The sequence below is a fragment of the Streptomyces sp. NPDC037389 genome (assembly GCF_040636475.1).
In the GTDB taxonomy this organism is placed as follows: Bacteria; Actinomycetota; Actinomycetes; order Streptomycetales; family Streptomycetaceae; genus Streptomyces; species Streptomyces hesseae.
In genome coordinates, this window is the sequence record NZ_JBEZUS010000003.1 from 425,021 (window position 1) to 442,299 (window position 17,279).

The 17,279-nt window shown below is 70.2% G+C and carries 15 protein-coding genes and 1 tRNA gene; 4 read left to right on the forward strand and 12 right to left on the reverse strand.

All coding sequences use genetic code 11. From position 1 onward, the window contains the following. Window positions 1–43: 43 nt before the first annotated feature. The 10 genes from prfA to AB0E98_RS08725 form a co-directional block, all read right to left on the reverse strand. Window positions 44–1,123 (reverse strand): peptide chain release factor 1, encoded by a 1,080-nt coding sequence (gene prfA, locus AB0E98_RS08680; RefSeq protein ID WP_361700076.1) that lies wholly within the window; start codon window positions 1,121–1,123, stop codon window positions 44–46. A 104-nt stretch (window positions 1,124–1,227) separates the two neighbouring features. Continuing rightward, window positions 1,228–1,446 (reverse strand): 50S ribosomal protein L31, encoded by a 219-nt coding sequence (rpmE, locus tag AB0E98_RS08685; protein WP_126916079.1) that lies wholly within the window; start codon window positions 1,444–1,446, stop codon window positions 1,228–1,230. A gap of 156 nt (window positions 1,447–1,602) precedes the next feature. Continuing rightward, window positions 1,603–2,721 carry an LCP family protein gene (locus AB0E98_RS08690; protein WP_361700079.1) on the reverse strand — a complete coding sequence of 373 codons (1,119 nt, stop codon included), beginning with the start codon at window positions 2,719–2,721 and terminating at the stop codon, window positions 1,603–1,605. A gap of 318 nt (window positions 2,722–3,039) precedes the next feature. After that, window positions 3,040–5,079, reverse strand: coding sequence for a transcription termination factor Rho (gene rho, locus AB0E98_RS08695; RefSeq protein ID WP_361700081.1), 2,040 nt, complete (start codon window positions 5,077–5,079; stop codon window positions 3,040–3,042). A 434-nt stretch (window positions 5,080–5,513) separates the two neighbouring features. Next, window positions 5,514–6,428 (reverse strand): homoserine kinase, encoded by a 915-nt coding sequence (gene thrB / locus AB0E98_RS08700; RefSeq protein WP_361700084.1) that lies wholly within the window; start codon window positions 6,426–6,428, stop codon window positions 5,514–5,516. A gap of 332 nt (window positions 6,429–6,760) precedes the next feature. Continuing rightward, window positions 6,761–7,852: a threonine synthase gene (thrC, locus tag AB0E98_RS08705; RefSeq protein WP_311612036.1), complete on the reverse strand. Its 1,092-nt coding sequence runs from the start codon at window positions 7,850–7,852 to the stop codon at window positions 6,761–6,763. A gap of 39 nt (window positions 7,853–7,891) precedes the next feature. Next, window positions 7,892–9,184: a homoserine dehydrogenase gene (locus AB0E98_RS08710; RefSeq protein ID WP_361700086.1), complete on the reverse strand. Its 1,293-nt coding sequence runs from the start codon at window positions 9,182–9,184 to the stop codon at window positions 7,892–7,894. A 128-nt stretch (window positions 9,185–9,312) separates the two neighbouring features. Beyond that, complete coding sequence (lysA, locus tag AB0E98_RS08715; RefSeq protein ID WP_361700088.1) at window positions 9,313–10,704, reverse strand: diaminopimelate decarboxylase; 1,392 nt, start codon at window positions 10,702–10,704, stop codon at window positions 9,313–9,315. A 17-nt stretch (window positions 10,705–10,721) separates the two neighbouring features. Beyond that, complete coding sequence (gene nrtL / locus AB0E98_RS08720; protein WP_361700091.1) at window positions 10,722–11,537, reverse strand: ArgS-related anticodon-binding protein NrtL; 816 nt, start codon at window positions 11,535–11,537, stop codon at window positions 10,722–10,724. Window positions 11,538–11,581: 44 nt separating this feature from the next. Next, on the reverse strand, window positions 11,582–12,064 hold the full coding sequence (locus AB0E98_RS08725) for a response regulator (protein ID WP_361700093.1): 483 nt from the start codon (window positions 12,062–12,064) through the stop codon (window positions 11,582–11,584). A gap of 123 nt (window positions 12,065–12,187) precedes the next feature. On the opposite strand from AB0E98_RS08725, the gene AB0E98_RS08730 reads away from it, so the two are divergent. Then, a tRNA-Arg gene (locus AB0E98_RS08730) sits at window positions 12,188–12,259 on the forward strand. Window positions 12,260–12,345: 86 nt separating this feature from the next. Here the strand turns inward: AB0E98_RS08730 and AB0E98_RS08735 are convergent. Then, complete coding sequence (locus tag AB0E98_RS08735; protein ID WP_361700095.1) at window positions 12,346–13,209, reverse strand: polysaccharide deacetylase family protein; 864 nt, start codon at window positions 13,207–13,209, stop codon at window positions 12,346–12,348. Window positions 13,210–13,360: 151 nt separating this feature from the next. After that, window positions 13,361–14,455: a ferritin-like domain-containing protein gene (locus AB0E98_RS08740; protein WP_361700533.1), complete on the reverse strand. Its 1,095-nt coding sequence runs from the start codon at window positions 14,453–14,455 to the stop codon at window positions 13,361–13,363. Window positions 14,456–14,719: 264 nt separating this feature from the next. On the opposite strand from AB0E98_RS08740, the gene AB0E98_RS08745 reads away from it, so the two are divergent. The 3 genes from AB0E98_RS08745 (at window position 14,720) to AB0E98_RS08755 (ending at window position 17,257) form a co-directional block, all read left to right on the forward strand. Next, complete coding sequence (locus tag AB0E98_RS08745) at window positions 14,720–15,658, forward strand: diiron oxygenase (protein WP_361700098.1); 939 nt, start codon at window positions 14,720–14,722, stop codon at window positions 15,656–15,658. A gap of 48 nt (window positions 15,659–15,706) precedes the next feature. Further along, window positions 15,707–16,429 (forward strand): TetR/AcrR family transcriptional regulator, encoded by a 723-nt coding sequence (locus tag AB0E98_RS08750; protein ID WP_361700100.1) that lies wholly within the window; start codon window positions 15,707–15,709, stop codon window positions 16,427–16,429. A 69-nt stretch (window positions 16,430–16,498) separates the two neighbouring features. After that, entirely contained in the window at window positions 16,499–17,257 is a 759-nt protein-coding gene (locus AB0E98_RS08755) for an AAA family ATPase (protein WP_361700103.1), read from the forward strand. The last annotated feature ends 22 nt before the right edge of the window (window positions 17,258–17,279 follow it).

The following is a 17,279-nucleotide window of genomic DNA, read 5'->3' on the forward strand; positions in this document are numbered from 1 at the left end:
TGTCGGGCGCCGGTCGGCGGGGACGTGCGGGTCGGGGCGGAGATTACTGGGCGTCGGCGAGCTTCGCCGCCGAGTCGGCGTCGACGCACGCCTGGATGACCGCGTCCAGCTCGCCGTCGAGCACCTGGTCCAAGTTGTACGCCTTGAAACCGACGCGGTGATCCGAAATGCGGTTTTCCGGGAAGTTGTAGGTGCGGATCTTCTCGGAACGGTCGACGGTGCGCACCTGGCTGCGGCGCGCGTCCGCGGCCTCGGCCTCGGCCTTCTCCTGGGCGGCGGCCAGCAGCCGGGAGCGCAGGATGCGCATGGCCTGCTCCTTGTTCTGGAGCTGGCTCTTCTCGTTCTGGCAGGAGGCGACCACACCGGTGGGCAGGTGGGTGATGCGCACGGCGGAGTCGGTGGTGTTCACGGACTGGCCGCCGGGGCCGGAGGAGCGGTAGACGTCGATGCGGAGATCGTTCATGTTGATCTCGACCTCGACCTCCTCGGCCTCGGGCGTGACGAGCACGCCGGCCGCGGAGGTGTGGATCCGGCCCTGGGACTCGGTGGCGGGCACGCGCTGGACGCGGTGGACGCCGCCCTCGTACTTCAGCCGGGCCCAGACACCCTGGCCGGGCTCGGTGGCGCCGTTGCCGCCCTTGGTCTTCACCGCGACCTGGACGTCCTTGTAGCCGCCCAGCTCGGAGTCGGTGGAGTCGATGATCTCGGTCTTCCAGCCGACGCGCTCGGCGTAGCGCAGGTACATCCGCAGCAGGTCACCCGCGAAGAGCGCGGACTCGTCGCCGCCGGCGCCCGCCTTGATCTCGAGGATGACGTCCTTGTCGTCGCTGGGGTCGCGCGGGACGAGCAGCAGGCGCAGCTTCTCGGTGAGCTCCTCGCGGCCGCGCTCCAGCTCCTTCACCTCGGCGGCGAAGTCCGGGTCCTCGGCGGCGAGCTCGCGCGCCGTCTCGATGTCCTCGCCGGCCTGCTTCCAGGCGCGGTAGGTGCCGACGATCGGGGTCAGCTCGGCATAGCGCTTGTTGAGCTTGCGGGCGTTGGCCTGGTCCGCGAACACGCCGGGGTCGGCGAGCCGCTTCTCGAGGTCGGCGTGCTCGCCGATCAGTTCCTCGACTGCCTCGAACATCAAGTTTCCCTAGCTGCTGGAAGTGACGGGCCTGCTGGACGACAAAGCGCCGGTCCGGGCGCCCAGCGTGAACTGGGCGGCCGAAGACCGGCGCCTGCGGGTCGCTACTTGGCCGCGGCCTGCTTGCCGAAGCGGGCCTCGAACCGCGCCACACGGCCACCGGTGTCGAGGATCTTCTGCTTGCCCGTGTAGAACGGGTGGCACTCGGAGCAGACCTCGGCGCGGATGTTGCCGGCGCCGATGGTGCTACGGGTGGTGAAGGAGGCGCCACAGGTGCAGCTGACCTGGGTCTCCACGTACTCCGGGTGGATGTCGCGCTTCAAGGGGTTCTCCTAGGTTCGGGAGGGCTCCGGGTCGCACAGGCGGGATTGCCGTACGTGAACCGGGGCCGACGTACCAGTCTGCCAGTACTGGCCGTATCCCCCAAAACGGGGGGTGGCCGCCGGATATTCCCGCAGCTCGGGCGGGGGGCGCCGGGACTACTTGACCACGCCGTCGGCCTGGGTCTTCGCTCCGTCGCCGTCCTTGGTCGCGGCCTCGGGGATGTCCTGGTCGCTCTTCAGCGCCTGCCAGAGCAGTTTCGACTGCTCCGTGAGCGGGACCACGCGGTCCTGGTCACGGGGGTCGGGGCCCACGGGGAGGGTCACCATGTGCATGTTGTCGGAGCTGATGCCCTTGAGGCTGTTGGCGAAGCCGTAGAGCTTGTCGACGGAGGCCAGGTCCTTGTCGGTGGTGAGCGACTTGGTGGCGGCGTCGGCGATTCCGTAGAGCTTGGTGGGGCTGGTGAACAGGCCGACGGACTTCACCTGGTTGATCAGCGCCTTGATGAACGCCTGCTGGAGCTTGATCCGGCCGAGGTCGCTGCCGTCGCCCACGTCGTGGCGGGTGCGGACCAGACCGAGGGACTGCTCGCCGTTGAGCTTGTGGGTGCCCGCGTCGAGCTTGAGGTGGCTCCACTTGTCGTCGATGCGCTTGGTGGTGGTGACCTCCACGCCGCCCAGGTTGTCGATCAGCTTCTGGAAGCCGGCGAAGTCGACCTCCATGTAGTGATCCATCCGGATGTCGGTCATCGCCTCGACGGTCTTGACCGCGCAGACCGCGCCGCCGACCGAGTACGCCTCGTTGAACTGCTCGCGCTTGACCGCCGGGGCCGTCTTGCCGTTCGGGGTGACGCAATCGGGGCGGGAGACGATGGTGTCGCGCGGGATGGAGACCACGCTGGCCTTCTGGTGACCCGCGTAGACATGGACGATCATCGCCGTGTCGGAACGGGAGCTGCCCTCGTCCCGGCCGTACTTGTTGTTGGCGCCGGCCCGGGAGTCGGAGCCGAGGACCAGGATGTCCATCGAGCCGTTGTCGATGTTCTGCGGCCGGTTCTTGCCCAGCGCGCCGTTGATGTCGACGCTGCTGAGGTTGCCGTTGAGCTTGAAGTAGAGGAACCCCGCGCCGGTGCCGCCGAGCAGCACCAGGGCGCCGGCGCTCCAGGCGGCTATTCGGCGGCCCTTGCGGCGCACGGGAGGCTTGCGGCGGCGGCCACGTGTGCCCCCGGCACGGCGGCGGTGCGAACCCGCCCGCGTACCCCTGCTGTCGTCGGCCATGCGCTCCTCAGTCCTTCGCTGTACGTCGCCCCCTGCTGGTTGACGGGGAAGTCTGCGCCAGGGTTGCACAGCGGATTCTGAGGACCGTCTTAGAAAAGCCGTGGCGAAAGTGGAGCGTGTGATCCCGTTCCGCCCACTGCCACCTGGGATTTCGGCCATTCCGGGGCCGGTCGTTCCGGCCATCTCGGCGGTGGCCTGCTGTGGCGCATGTCTCAAAAGGTCACGGGAAGATCACAAAAAGCGAAACCTCCCCCGTCACGAAGGTGACGGGGGAGGTTTCACGGGCCTGAAGGGGCCCTGCCGGCGGTCGCCGATGGATCAGTCGTTGCCGTTGCCCGAGGAGGGCGTGGTCTTCGCGATCTGCATCAGGAACTCGGCGTTGGACTTCGTCTGCTTCATCTTGTCGAGGAGCAGCTCGATGGCCTGCTGCGAGTCGAGCGCGTGCAGCACCCGGCGGAGCTTCCAGACGATGGCCAGCTCCTCGCTGCCCAGCAGGATCTCCTCCTTGCGGGTGCCGGAGGCGTCCACGTCGACGGCCGGGAAGATGCGCTTGTCGGCGAGCTTCCGGTCGAGCTTGAGCTCCATGTTGCCGGTGCCCTTGAACTCCTCGAAGATCACCTCGTCCATGCGCGAGCCGGTCTCGACCAGCGCGGTGGCCAGGATGGTCAGCGAGCCGCCGTCCTCGATGTTGCGCGCGGCACCGAAGAACTTCTTCGGCGGGTAGAGCGCCGTGGAGTCGACACCACCGGACAGGATGCGGCCCGAGGCCGGAGCGGCCAGGTTGTAGGCGCGGCCCAGACGGGTGATCGAGTCCAGCAGGACGACCACGTCGTGGCCCAGCTCCACCAGGCGCTTGGCGCGCTCGATGGCCAGCTCGGCGACGGTGGTGTGGTCCTCGGCCGGGCGGTCGAAGGTCGAGGAGATGACCTCGCCCTTGACCGACCGCTGCATGTCGGTGACCTCTTCCGGACGCTCGTCGACCAGGACGACCATCAGGTGGCACTCGGGGTTGTTGACGGTGATCGCGTTGGCGATCGCCTGCATGATCATGGTCTTGCCGGTCTTCGGCGGGGCCACGATCAGACCGCGCTGGCCCTTGCCGATGGGGGCGACCAGGTCGATGATGCGGGTCGTCAGAACGCCCGGGTCCGTCTCCAGCCGCAGACGGTCCTGCGGGTAGAGCGGGGTGAGCTTGCCGAACTCGGGACGGCCGCGGCCGGTCTCCGGCGCCATGCCGTTGACCGAGTCCAGACGGACGAGCGCGTTGAACTTCTCGCGCCGCTCGCCGTCCTTCGGCTGGCGGACCGCACCGGTGACGTGGTCGCCCTTGCGCAGGCCGTTCTTGCGGACCTGGGCCAGGGAGACGTAGACGTCGTTCGGGCCCGGCAGGTAGCCGGAGGTCCGGATGAAGGCGTAGTTGTCGAGGATGTCGAGGATGCCCGCGACGGGGATCAGCACATCGTCGTCGGCGACCTGCGGCTCGCCGGGGCCGAACTCCTCACGGCCACGACGGCCGCGACGGTCGCGGTAGCGGCCGCGACGGCCACGACGGCCACCGTCGAAGTCGTCCTCGTCCTGCGGGCCGCCCTGGGGGGCACGGTCGCCACGCTGCTGCTGACGGCCCGCGCCCTGCTGGCCGGCGTCGCCGTCGCGGCTGCCGCGGCGGTCGCGCTCACGGCGCTCGCCACGCTCACCGCGCTCACCGCGCTCGCCACGTTCCCGGCGCTCGCCCTTCTGGCCGCGCTCGGCGCGGTCCTGGCGCTCGCCCTTGGCGGCCTTGCCCTCGGCGGTGTCGACGGCGGCCTCGGCCCTGGCCTCGGCGCGCTCCTCGACACGGACCTCGGCCTTGACCTCGGTACGGGCCTCGGCGGCGGCCTGCTCGGGGCTGCCCGCGGGGGCGGTGGCGCGCCGACGGCGACGCTCACCGGCCGGGGCCTCGTCCCCACCCGGCTGGCCGGGGATCTCGATCTGCTGCTGGGCAGCCTTCTCGGCGGGCTTCTCGGCCGCGGCCTCGCCCGTACGGGCCCGGGAGGTCGCACGGCGCTTGGGCTTGGCCTCGGCGGCAGCGGCGGGCTCGGTCTTGGCGGGCGCGGCGGCACCGCCACCGGCCTGCTTCTCCTTGATGACCTCGATCAGCTGGCCTTTGCGCATCCGCGCGGTGCCCTTGATGCCGAGGCCGGAAGCGAGCTGCTGGAGCTCGGCCAGAACCATGGCGTCGAGGCCGGTGCCCGAGCGGCGCCGCTTGGGGGCGGTGGCAGCACCGGTGGCGGACGCGGCGGGAGCGTCCGTGGCGGGCGCGGAGGCATTGCCGACGGAGCTGTCGGCGTTCACGCCCATCAGATCGGTGGTGTCGCTCACGAAGGGGTCCTTCCCTGGAGCGGGCGTCGGCCTGTCTTGGCTCGGCGACCGGTTGTGCTGTCCGGCTGCGGTCCTTCGTCGCGGACCGGGCCGGGGCGGTGGTTCGCCGCTTTGTCACGGCGGAAGAAAAAATCAGTGCGTTGCTGTCGGCGTGAAGAAATGAGGGAAGGGCACGACATAACGCTTCACTCATGTCGCCCACGCCGATTCCGGAGCGTGCTCGAAACTGCTCAGGCAGGCTGCTCAGGCAGTTGGGGAGGCTCCCGGAAGAAAAGCGGTCCCTGATCGGGACACAGAGCACCGAGCCGATGTGGCTTCGGGTGCAGACTTGAGGTTAACACTACCGGATCCCACAAACATTCCCCCTCTCCAAGACCGGCAATCGTGTTTTTTTCCTGGCCCGGGGCACCCCTGGACACCCCGGGCGCCGCTGGTCAGGCGAGCGGCAGCACGCTCGTCCCCCCGGAGTCGAGGGCCAGGCGGTTCGCCGCCCATCCCTCGCCCGCCAGCCGTGCGACCTTGTCGGCCGCACCGTCCTCGACCAGCGCGAGCACCGTGGGGCCCGCGCCGGAGATGACCGCGGGGACGCCGTCCGCCCGCAGTCGGTTGACCAGGGCCACGCTCTCCGGCATCGCCGGAGCGCGGTAGTCCTGGTGGAGCCGGTCCTCGGTGGCCGGCAGCAGCAGCTCGGGACGCCTGGTCAGGGCCTCGACGAGCAGAGCGGCGCGCCCGGCGTTGGCGGCCGCGTCCACATGGGGGACGCTGCGCGGCAGCAGGCCGCGCGCGGTCTCGGTGAGCACTGCCGCCGACGGCACGAAGACCACCGGAACGATGGAATCCGCCGGGTCCATCCGAATGGCCCGCGCCACCCCCGACTCCATCCAGGCGAGGGTGAACCCGCCCAGCAGACAGGCCGCGACGTTGTCGGGGTGGCCCTCGATCTCGGTGGCCAGCTCCAGCATGGCCGCGTCGTCGAGCTTCTCGGCCCCGCCTATGGTCACCGCGCGGGCGGCGACGATGCCCGCGCAGATGGCGGCGGAGGAGGAGCCGAGACCCCGGCCGTGCGGAATGCGGTTGGCGCAGACGACCTCCAGACCGCGCGGCTGGCCGCCGAGCAGGTCGAAGGTGGTGCGCAAGGACCGTACGAGCAGGTGGCTCTCGTCGCGCGGGAGGGTGTCGGCACCCTCGCCGGCGATGTCGATGTGCAGCCCCGATTCCGCCACCCGGACCACGACATCGTCGTAGAGGTTCAGGGACAGGCCGAGGGCGTCGAAGCCGGGACCGAGATTGGCGCTGGTGGCGGGGGTGCGCACTCGGACGGCGGCGGCGCGGAAGGCGGGACCGGCCATCGCTCGATGACTCTCCTTGGTGTAACCGTGGTTGATGACATACGACATCCGCAAAGGCCGCGACGGCGATACCGCGTGGGGACGGCACGGTCAGCGACGGGGCGGAGTGAACACAGCCTATCGAAGGAAGGTTCAGTGGCGACATAGGGCGCACAGGAGGCGCACGATGCGTGTCGCACTGCTACCTGTGCATCTGTCGGCTTTAAGCCTGGTTGTGGGCGATCGTTCCGCTGGGCCGGGGACACCTCCCAGCGGTAGCCGGGGGAGGGCGGGCGCAACCGGAACACGGACCTGCACCCACCCGCCCTCCACCGGGCGGCACCCGGAAACGGTCAGACGAGCCCAAGCTCCCGCGCGGCAACCCCGGCATCCACCGGAACGGTGAGCGGCTGCGGCGCCCCCGCCACCGCCCAATCAGGATCCTTGAGCCCGTTCCCGGTGACCGTACAGACAATCTTCTGCCCGGGGTCGACGAGCCCGAGCTCGGCAGCCTTCAGCAGACCGGCCACGCTGGCGGCCGACGCCGGCTCGACGAAGACCCCCTCCTGCGAGGCCAACAGCCGGTACGCGGCGAGAATCTGTCGGTCGGTCACCTCATCGATGAGCCCGCCCGACTCGTCCCGGGCCGCCTCCGCGTACTCCCAGGACGCCGGGTTGCCGATCCGGATCGCGGTGGCGATGGTGTGCGGGTCCCGCACCGGCTCCCCCCGCACGATCGGCGCGGAACCGGAAGCCTGGAATCCCCACATCCGGGGGTTGTGGGTCGAGACCTTGTCGGCCGCGTACTCGCGGTACCCACGCCAGTAGGCGGTGATGTTCCCCGCGTTGCCCACGGGAAGCACATGAATATCAGGCGCGTCACCCAGCGCGTCCACGATCTCGAACGCGGCCGTCTTCTGCCCCTCGATACGCACCGGGTTGACCGAATTCACCAGCGCCACGGGGTAGTTCTCGGACAGCCCGCGCGCCAGCGTCAGGCAGTCGTCGAAGTTGCCGTCGACCTGGAGGATGCGGGCGCCGTGCACGAGCGCCTGACCCATCTTCCCCAGGGCGATCTTGCCCTGGGGTACGAGCACGGCGCAGACCATCCCGGCCCGTACGGCGTAGGCGGCGGCCGAGGCGGAGGTGTTGCCCGTGGAGGCGCAGATGACCGCGCGCGCTCCCTCTTCCTTCGCCCGGGTGATGGCCATGGTCATGCCCCGGTCCTTGAAGGACCCGGTGGGGTTGGCGCCCTCGACCTTGAGGTGGACCTCGCAGCCCGTGCGCTCGGAGAGCACCTGGGCGGGGACGAGCGGCGTGCCGCCCTCCCGCAGGGTGACGACCGGGGTGTCGGCGGTGACCGGAAGACGGTCGCGGTATTCCTCGATGATGCCGCGCCACTGGTGGGTACCGGAGGCGGCAGGACGGCTGATGTTGGCAGACATTGCTCTCGTTATCCCTTGTTCCCTGCTTCGCCTGACGCCTTACTCGCCCTCGACCCGCATGATGCTGGCCACGTCACGGACCGTGTCCAGCTTGCGGAGGGCTTCGACCGTGGAGGACAGGGCCGCGTCGGAGGCCCGGTGCGTGACGACGACGAGGGAGGCCTCGCCGTCCTTGCCCTGCTGGCGGACCGTGTCGATGGAGACGCCGTGCTCGGCGAAGACCGTGGCGACCTGGGCCAGCACACCCGGCTTGTCGGCCACGTCGAGGCTGATGTGGTAGCGGGTGACCACCTCGCCCATGGCGGACACCGGCAGGCGCGTGTAGGCGGACTCGCCGGGGCCGGTGGCCTCGGCGACCTTGTTGCGGCAGACGGCGACGAGGTCGCCGAGGACGGCGGAGGCGGTCGGCGCGCCGCCCGCGCCCGGGCCGTAGAACATCAGCTGGCCGGCCGCGTCCGCCTCGATGAAGACCGCGTTGTAGGCCTCGCGCACCGACGCCAGCGGGTGGGTCAGCGGGATCATCGCCGGGTGGACGCGGGCGCTGACGGAGCGGCCGTCGGCGGCCCGCTCGCAGATGGCGAGGAGCTTGATGGTGCAGCCCATCTGCTTCGCCGAGGCGAAGTCCGCGGCGGTGACCTCCGTCATTCCCTCGCGATGGACGTCGTCCAGCCGCACCCGGGTGTGGAAGGCGATGCCGGCGAGGATCGCGGCCTTCGCGGCGGCGTCGAAGCCCTCGACGTCGGCGGTCGGGTCGGCCTCGGCGTAGCCGAGCGCGGTGGCCTCGTCGAGCGCTTCGGAGTAGCCCGCGCCGCTCGAGTCCATCTTGTCGAGGATGAAGTTGGTGGTGCCGTTGACGATGCCGAGCACCCGGTTGACCCGGTCGCCGGCGAGGGACTCGCGCAGCGGCCGGACCAGCGGAATGGCACCGGCCACGGCGGCCTCGTAGTAGAGGTCGACGCCGTGCTGCTCGGCGGCGGCGTGGAGGGCGGCGCCGTCCTGCGCGAGCAGCGCCTTGTTGGCGGAGACGACGCTGGCGCCGTGCTCGAAGGCGGTGGTGATCAGGGAGCGCGCGGGCTCGATGCCGCCGATGACCTCGATGACGACGTCGATGTCGCCCCGTTTGACGAGGGCGGTGGCATCGGTGGTGATCAGCTCCTGGGGGACGCCCTCGCGTACCCGGTCGGGGCGCCGCACGGCGATTCCGACGAGCTCGACGGGCGCCCCGATGCGCTGCGTGAGGTCGTCCGCGTGCGTCGTCATGATGCGCGTCACCTCAGAGCCGACGACTCCACAGCCCAGCAGCGCCACCTTCAGCGGACGCGTACGCATCATCCGACCTCGTTTCTCAGTACACCTTTGGTTGTCCCACAGTCTCACCCACTGGACGGGGAATTCCTCCCCGTCCAGCATCCGAGACCGATTTCACCAAGGATTTTGTTCTTCTGTTTCTGTATTTTCCGTCAGCCGACGTCGAGACGGAGGAGGTCCTCCTCCGTCTCCCGTCGGACGATCACTCGCGCCGCGCCGTCCCGTACGGCGACGACCGGGGGGCGCAGCGCGTGGTTGTAGTTGCTCGCCATGGAGCGGCAGTAGGCGCCGGTGGCAGGCACGGCGAGCAGGTCGCCGGGGGCCACGTCGGCGGGGAGGAAGGCGTCCCGTACGACGATGTCGCCACTCTCGCAGTGCTTGCCGACGACGCGCGTGAGCATCGGTTCGGCGGTGGAGGCGCGGGAGACCAGGGCGACGGAGTAGTCGGCGTCGTAGAGCGCGGTGCGGATGTTGTCGGACATCCCGCCGTCGACGCTGACGTACGTCCGCAGTCCGGGCAGCTCCTTGGTGGTGCCCACCTCGTAGAGCGTGAAGGCGGTGGGGCCGACGATGGCGCGCCCGGGCTCGACGGAGATCCGCGGCACGGCGAGGCCGGCGGCGGCGCACTCACGGGTGACGATCTCGCGCAGGGCGGTGGCGATCTGGTGGGGCTCGCTCGGGTCGTCGTCGGAGGTGTAGGCGATGCCGAGGCCGCCGCCGAGGTCGATCTCGGGCAGCTCGACGCCGTGCTCGTCGCGGATCTGCCCCAGGAGCCCGATGACGCGGTGGGCCGCGACCTCGAAGCCGGAGGTGTCGAAGATCTGCGAGCCGATGTGGGAGTGGATGCCGAGGAGCTCGAGCCCGTCGAGCTTGAGCGCCCTGCGCACGGCCTCGGCGGCCTGCCCGCCCGCCAGCGGGAGCCCGAACTTCTGGTCCTCGTGGGCGGTGGCGATGAACTCGTGGGTGTGCGCCTCGACGCCGACCGTCACCCGGATCAGTACGCGCTGGCGCTTGCCGAGCCGCTCGGCGATGTGCGCGACGCGCGCGATCTCCTGGAAGGAGTCGACGACGATCCGCCCCACGCCGGCCTCGACGGCGCGGGTGATCTCGTCGGTGGACTTGTTGTTGCCGTGGAGGGCGATGCGCTCGGCGGGCATCCCGGCGTCGAGGGCGGTGAGGAGCTCGCCGCCGGAGCAGACGTCGAGGTTGAGGTCCTCCTCGTGCAGCCAGCGGACGACGGCGCGGGAGAGGAACGCCTTCCCCGCGTAGAAGACGTCCGCGTCGGCCCCGAAGGCGTCCCGCCAGGCACGGCACCGCGCCCGGAAGTCGTCCTCGTCGAGGACGTAGGCGGGCGTGCCGAACTCCTCGGCGAGCCGCTTGACGTCCATCCCGCCGACGGCGACGACGCCGTCGTCGCCGCGGGCGACGGTCCGGGACCAGACGCGGGGGTCGAGCTCGTTGAGATCGGTGGGCGGGGCGACGTAGTGCCCCTCGGGAAGGACGTCGGCGTAGCGGGGCCCGGCGGGGTGGGCGGAACGACTCATGACTGGCGATCCCCTTGTTACAGGTGTGCGGGTGCGGTGATGCCGAGCTGGGTCAGGCCGTTGGCCAGCACCTTGCCCGTGGCCTCGGCGAGGGCCAGGCGGGCGCGGTGAACGGCCAAGGGTTTCTCGTCGCCGCAGGGCAGGACGGGGCAGATGGCCTGCCATTTCAGGAAGGCCTCGGCGGTCCGCTCAAGATGCCGGGCGAGCCGGTCGGGGGCGCGGGCGGCGCTGACGCGGGAGTGGTCGGCGAGGGCGCCGAGGACCGTGTCGGCGCTGTCGTCGAGCGGGCCGACTAGGGACCCGAACCCGAGATCACGGGCGTTGCGCACCAAGGCCCGGCTCCGGGCGTGGGCGTATCGAACCCGGAAGAGCGGATTGCTGTCCTTCTGCACGAGCAGCAGGGACCGGTCGAGGCCGGGGGGAGAGAGCAGGCTCCACCGGGCGGCGTCATTCCCAAGCCGTTCGACATCCACGGCTCGGGGCCGCAAAGGCAGCGCGTCCCCGCGGATCTCCGCGCTCAGCACCTCCCGGACGATCTCCTCACCGGAAGCACCGTCAAGGGTGATGTTGAGGAAGCCGGGCCCGGCGATGTCGACTCGGGCGATGCCGGGCCGTGCGAGGAGCCGGCGCCGCAGCACTTCGGCGATCTCGCGGGCGGGACGGTCGCCGCCCTTGGCGAGCTGGAGCGCGACGTTGGTGGCGTAGTCCCCGCAGCCGGGCCGGGGGGGCACCCGCACGCTGACCCGCTCCGGCACGGGCGCGCGCAGCTCGTCCTCCTCGACGGCGCGGCGCACGGTGTGCAACACGGTGCGGGAGAGATCGGCGGGGGTCACAAGGCCAGCCTAGGGGAGAAGGTGCGGCACTCCGCGAACCGGTTTCACCCTGCGGGACGGACGACGGTCTCGGCATCCCCCGTCGCCCCCTCCCCCTCCGGCCATCCCACCAGCCTCCGCACGAGCCGCACCATCTCCGCCGGCTCGAACGGCTTGGGCAGAAACGCGTCCGCCCCGGCGGACCAGCCGCTCTCGATCTCATAGGGGGTGCAGGCGCTGATGATCGCGATCGGGATGTCCCGGGTCCGCGCGTCGGCGCGCAGCCGGGCGGCCGTGTTCAGCCCGTCGAGCCGGGGCATCACGACATCCAGGGTCACCGCATCGGGACGCACCCGGTGCACGATCTCCAGACACTCGGCACCATCGGCCGCGGTCACGACCTCAAAGCCCTCCAGCTCGAGGTTGACCCTGATCAACTGCCGGATGACCTTGTTGTCGTCCACAACAAGGACCCGGCCGGACAAGCCAGGCACACCCCGAGAGTAGGCGCGCTCCTCACCCCGCGTCCGGGTTTTCCCCACTTCCACCCCTCCCGAGCGACCTCCCGGCCCCGCGCCCCCACCTCTTTTCGATCAAGGTTGCAGGGCACCCTCCCGGAGCTGGTAGTGTTCTACCCGTCGCCGCGAGCGAGACCGCGAAACGGCCGACAAGCCCCCGTAGCTCAGGGGATAGAGCAACGGCCTCCGGAGCCGTGTGCGCAGGTTCGAATCCTGCCGGGGGCACTTCGCATGAAGTGCCGGAAGACCCCGCCACCAGCGTTCCGCTGGGTGCGGGGTCTTTTTAATTGGCCCGCCGGTGCGCCCGGCGGTCACACCTTCGGGAACCCGAAGCCGTAGCCCTCCCCCTTCAGCCAGTCGATGCAGCGGGCCAGGGCCTCGACGCTCTGGCTGCGGTCTCCGCCGCCGTCGTGGAAGAGGATGATGGGGCCGTTGGGGAGTTCGCGTTTGATGTTTTCCATGATGCGGTCGACGCCCGGGCGTTGCCAGTCCCGGGTGTCGACGTCCCAGCCGAGGGGGCGCATGCCGTTGTCGGCGGCCAGGTGGCGGCTGTACGGGGTGAAGGCGCCGCCGGGGGCGCGGTAGTAGCGGATCGTTCCGGCAGGGCCGCCGCCGGCCGCGTCCTCGATCATTTTCTTGGCGTCGAGGATCTGCTGCTTCTGGTAGTCCTCGGACCGTTTGTCCATGGCGACGTTGTGGTCGACGGAGTGGTCGCAGAGGCGGTGGCCGTCGGCGACGACCTGTTTGACGAGGTCGGGGCGGGCCTTGGCCTGGGGGCCGATCATGCAGAAGGTGGCCTTGATGCCGGACCTCTTCAGCAGTTCCAGGACCTTCGGGGTCCACTTGGGGTCGGGGCCGTCGTCGATGGTGAGGGCCACGGTCTTCCCGCCGGTCTCCGTCCCGTGGGCGATCTCCGGGGAGACCGGGCCGGTCGGGGCGGCCGGCGTGGGGGCGCTGGGTGTGCCCGGCGTGGTCGGTGGGGGCGGGGTGCCGCCCTTGCCGTCCGGGGCCGTGTCCGGGGCCGGCGTCGGGTCCTGGGCGATCGTTTCCTCACCCCGGGAGTTCCCCGAGCCCTCGGTGGCCACGGCCACGGAGCCCGATATCACCCCCGCGATGGCGATCAGCCCTCCCGCCGCGATCACCAGATGCCGCCTACGGGCCGTCAATCGTGTCATGACTTCCCACACCCCCTCGCGCAGCTGAGTCCATTCCTGCCCGCGTAGGACGGCGATGTACCGCAAAGCGTTCCGTAACACGGCATCGCTCACAGAATTCAGACAGGACAGGCACGGCTCCTCTGTAAAGTTCCCGGCAGCCCCACTACCGTTACCCTTCCGCGATCGTCCGGGCGACCTCTTCCGTGCGGGCCGCTTCCTCCGCCGTGAAGCGTCGGGCGTCCAGTTGTTCGGCGATCTCCTCGTCCTGGGCCATGAGTTGATCGAGGCTGGCGTCACCCATCTCGAACACCCCCATGTCCGCGTAGGCGCGCTGGAGCCTCTCGCCCCACAGGCCGATGTCCTTCACGCACGGCACAATGCGACTGAACAGCAACTTCCGGAAGATCTGGAGGAATTCGGAGCGCTCGCTCAGCTCGACCGCGTCCGCCGCCGGCACCCCGAAGTCGGCGAGGACCTCCTCGCCGCGCAGCCGGTCGCGCATCAGGTAGCAGCCCTCGATGACGAATTCCTCGCGATCGCGCAATTCGGCATCGGAAAGCTGTTTGTAGTACTCGCGCAGCGCCATACGACCGAAGGCCACATGCCGGGCCTCGTCCTGCATGACGTACGCGAGGATCTGTTTCGGCAGCGGCTTCTCCGTCGAGTCGCGCAGCATTCCGAACGCCGCTAGGGCGAGTCCTTCGATCAGCACCTGCATCCCCAGCGAGGGCATGTCCCAGCGGGAGTCGCGCAGGGTGTCCTCCAGCAGTGAGCGGAGGCTGGGGTTGACGGGGTAGATCATGCCGATCTTCTCGTGCAGGAAACGGCTGTAGATCTCCACATGTCGCGCCTCGTCCATCGCCTGGGTGGCGGCGTAGAACTTCGCGTCCAGGTCGGGGACGGCCTCCACGATGCGGGTCGCGCACACCAGCGCCCCCTGTTCGCCGTGCAGGAACTGGCTGAAGTTCCAGGAGGCGTAATGACGGCGCAGATCACGCCTGTTGTGCTCGCTCATCTTGTCCCAGTAGGGCGTGCCGAAGACGACGAGGTTCTCGTCGGGCACGCCGAGCGGGTCGTACGGGTCGACCTCCAGGTCCCAGTCGACGCGCTTGGTGCCGTCCCACTGCTTGTCCTTGCCCTTCTGGTAGAGGGCGAGAAGCCGTTCGCGGCCCTCGTCGTAGTCCCAGCTGAAGCGTGCCGCCCCCGTCGCGGGGACCTCCCAGACGGACGGGCCGGGGTCGTGGCGGTAGAGGTCGCGCGTCATCGTGGACGCCTCCTGTCCCTTGCTCATCAGCACTGTTGGGCAGGTGTAACTCTTGGGCAGGTCATATGACTCTTCTGGTGACTCCTCTGAAGGCTCACACGGGGTTACCGCCGGGTCAATGAGCCGTTCGTGGGGTCCACGAGAAGCCTTGACGGGCTTGCTGACAAGTAGTCTCATAAGGGCGTACCGCCGGTAGTCCGAAGTCCAAGTCCAAGTCCAAGTACAGAGAGCACGCTCCAGTCCGACGATGAGGTGGCTTCCGTCATGGCGACCGTCCCCGATACCAGCGGTGTCCCCGGCGCCCGCGACGCGCTCGGCCCGCTCAAGGACCGTGAGCGGGTCGCCCGGCGGCTGCTCGAGTCCTCCGCCCGGCACTCCTTCGATCCCGACACCGACCTCGACTGGGCCGCGCCCCTGGAGCCCGGCAAGTGGTACTGCCCGCCGGAGCTGGTCTCCCTCTACGGCACCCCGCTGTGGCGGCGGATGCCGGAGGAGCAGCGGATGGACCTCTCCCGGCACGAGATAGCCTCGCTCGCCTCCCTCGGCATCTGGTTCGAGATCATCCTGATGCAGCTGCTGGTCCGCCACATCTACGACAAGCCCGTGACCAGCTCCCACGTCAGCTACGCGCTGACCGAGATCGCCGACGAGTGCCGGCACTCGAAGATGTTCGCCCGGATGATCGACAAGGTCGGCGCCCCCGCCTACCCCGTCGCCCGCCGCCACCACAACCTCGCCCGGGTCCTCAAGACCGTCTCCACCACACCGGGTTCCTTCGCCTCCACCCTGCTGGGCGAGGAGATCCTCGACCACATGCAGCGGCTGACCTTCCCCGACGAGCGCGTCCAGACGCTCGTCCGCGGCGTCACCCGCATCCACGTCGTCGAGGAGGCCCGCCACGTCCGCTACGCGCGGGAGGAGCTGCGGCGGCAGATGACCTCGTGCCCGCGCTGGGAGGCGGAGCTGACGCGCGTGAGCACGGGCGAGGCGGCCCGCGTCTTCACGGCCGCGTTCATCAACCCGCAGGTCTACACGAACGTGGGGCTGGACCGCCGCGAGGCCGTGGCCCAGGTCCGGGCCAGCGGCCACCGCCGCGAGGTGATGCGGACGGGCGCCGAGCGCCTGACGGGCTTCCTGGACGAGATCGGACTGCTGCGCGGCGCCGGGCGGCGGCTCTGGCGCAGCTCCGGGCTGCTGGCCTGACCCCTGACGCCCTCTGCCGCCGGAGTCCGGCCCGTTACGCTGCGATCCATGACCGGCAGCGGAACCACCTCCTACCGCAGGCTCGGCGTCGCCGAGCGCCGCGCCCAGCTGATCGCCACCGCTCTGCGCCTGTTCGCCCACCGCGTGCCCGAGGACGTCTCGCTCGACGACGTCGCGGCCGCCGCCAAGGTCTCCCGCCCGCTGGTCTACCGCTACTTCCCCGGCGGCAAGCAGCAGTTGTACGAGGCAGCCCTGCGCAGCGCGGCCGACGAGCTCGAGCTGTGCTTCGCCGAGCCCGAGGCCGGCCCGCTCACGGGCCGGCTCTCCGCGGTCCTGGACCGCTACCTCGCCTTCGTCGACGAGCACGACGCGGGCTTCTCCGCCCTGCTCCAGGGCGGCAGCGTCGCGGAGACCTCGCGGACGGGCGCCATCGTCGACGAGGTGCGCCGGGCCGCCGTCGCGCAGATCGTCAAGCACCTGTCCGTGGCCGAGCCGGGGGTGCGGCTGCGCACCATGGTGCGCATGTGGATCACTGCGGTCGAGGCCGCCTCGCTGATCTGGCTGGACGAGGGGAAGCGGCCCCCGCCGGTCGAGCTGCGCGACTGGCTGGTCGACCACTTCGTGGCCCTGCTCGTGACGACGGGCGCGGGCGACCCCCAGGTCGCCTCGGTGGCCCGCTCGGCGCTGTCCCGGGAGCCGGCCGACGGACCGGTGGGCGACCTCGCCCGCCGGGTGCTCCCCCTGCTGGAGGACGCCGGTCACCTCCTTTGATCCGCCTCCGGCCTGCGCCGACGACCGGAATCCGGGCCGTTGTCAGACCCCGCCCCTACGCTCGTACGCATGCTCGTGAACCGCGCTTACGTACCGCCCGAGCTCGTCGGTGACGACGAGGCGGACACCTGGCCCTGGTCGGTGCCCTGTGTGAAGGAGCTGCTGGCCGGCGGGATCGTCTTCGACGCGCCCGTCACCTTCCTCGTCGGGGAGAACGGCTCCGGGAAGTCGACGATCGTCGAGGCGATAGCCGAGGGGTTCGGGCTGGACGCGCAGGGCGGCCGTGCCGGGCGGAAGTACGGCAACAACCGGCCGATGACGGAGCTGGGCGAGCGTATCCACCTGGACTTCACCTCGCGCGGCGCCCGCATGATGGCCGGTCCGCGTACGAGGAAGAAGGGCTTCTTCCTGCGGTCGGAGACCGCCTTCGGCCTGATGGGGGCGGTCTCGGGCCTGCCCGGCTACTGGGACGAGGACACCTCCGAGATGAGCCACGGCGAGGGCTTCCTCGCGGTCTTCGAGGCGATGTTCCGGCAGCCGGGCCTGTATGTGATGGACGAGCCGGAGGCCGCGCTCTCCTTCGCGTCCTGTCTGCGGCTGGTCTCCCTGATGCACCGGCTGGGACGGTCCGGCGCCCAGGTCGTCTGCGCCACCCACTCCCCCGTCCTGGCCTCCACTCCCGGCGCCCGGATCCTGGAGGTGGGCGAGCACGGCATCCAGCCCGTGGAGTGGCGGGATCTGCTGCTGGTCGACCACTGGCGGCGCTATCTGAGCGAGCCGGAGGCCTACCTGCGGCACCTCGTACCGGCCGACGAGCGCGGCCGATGAGCACCGCGGCCGCGTCCTGACG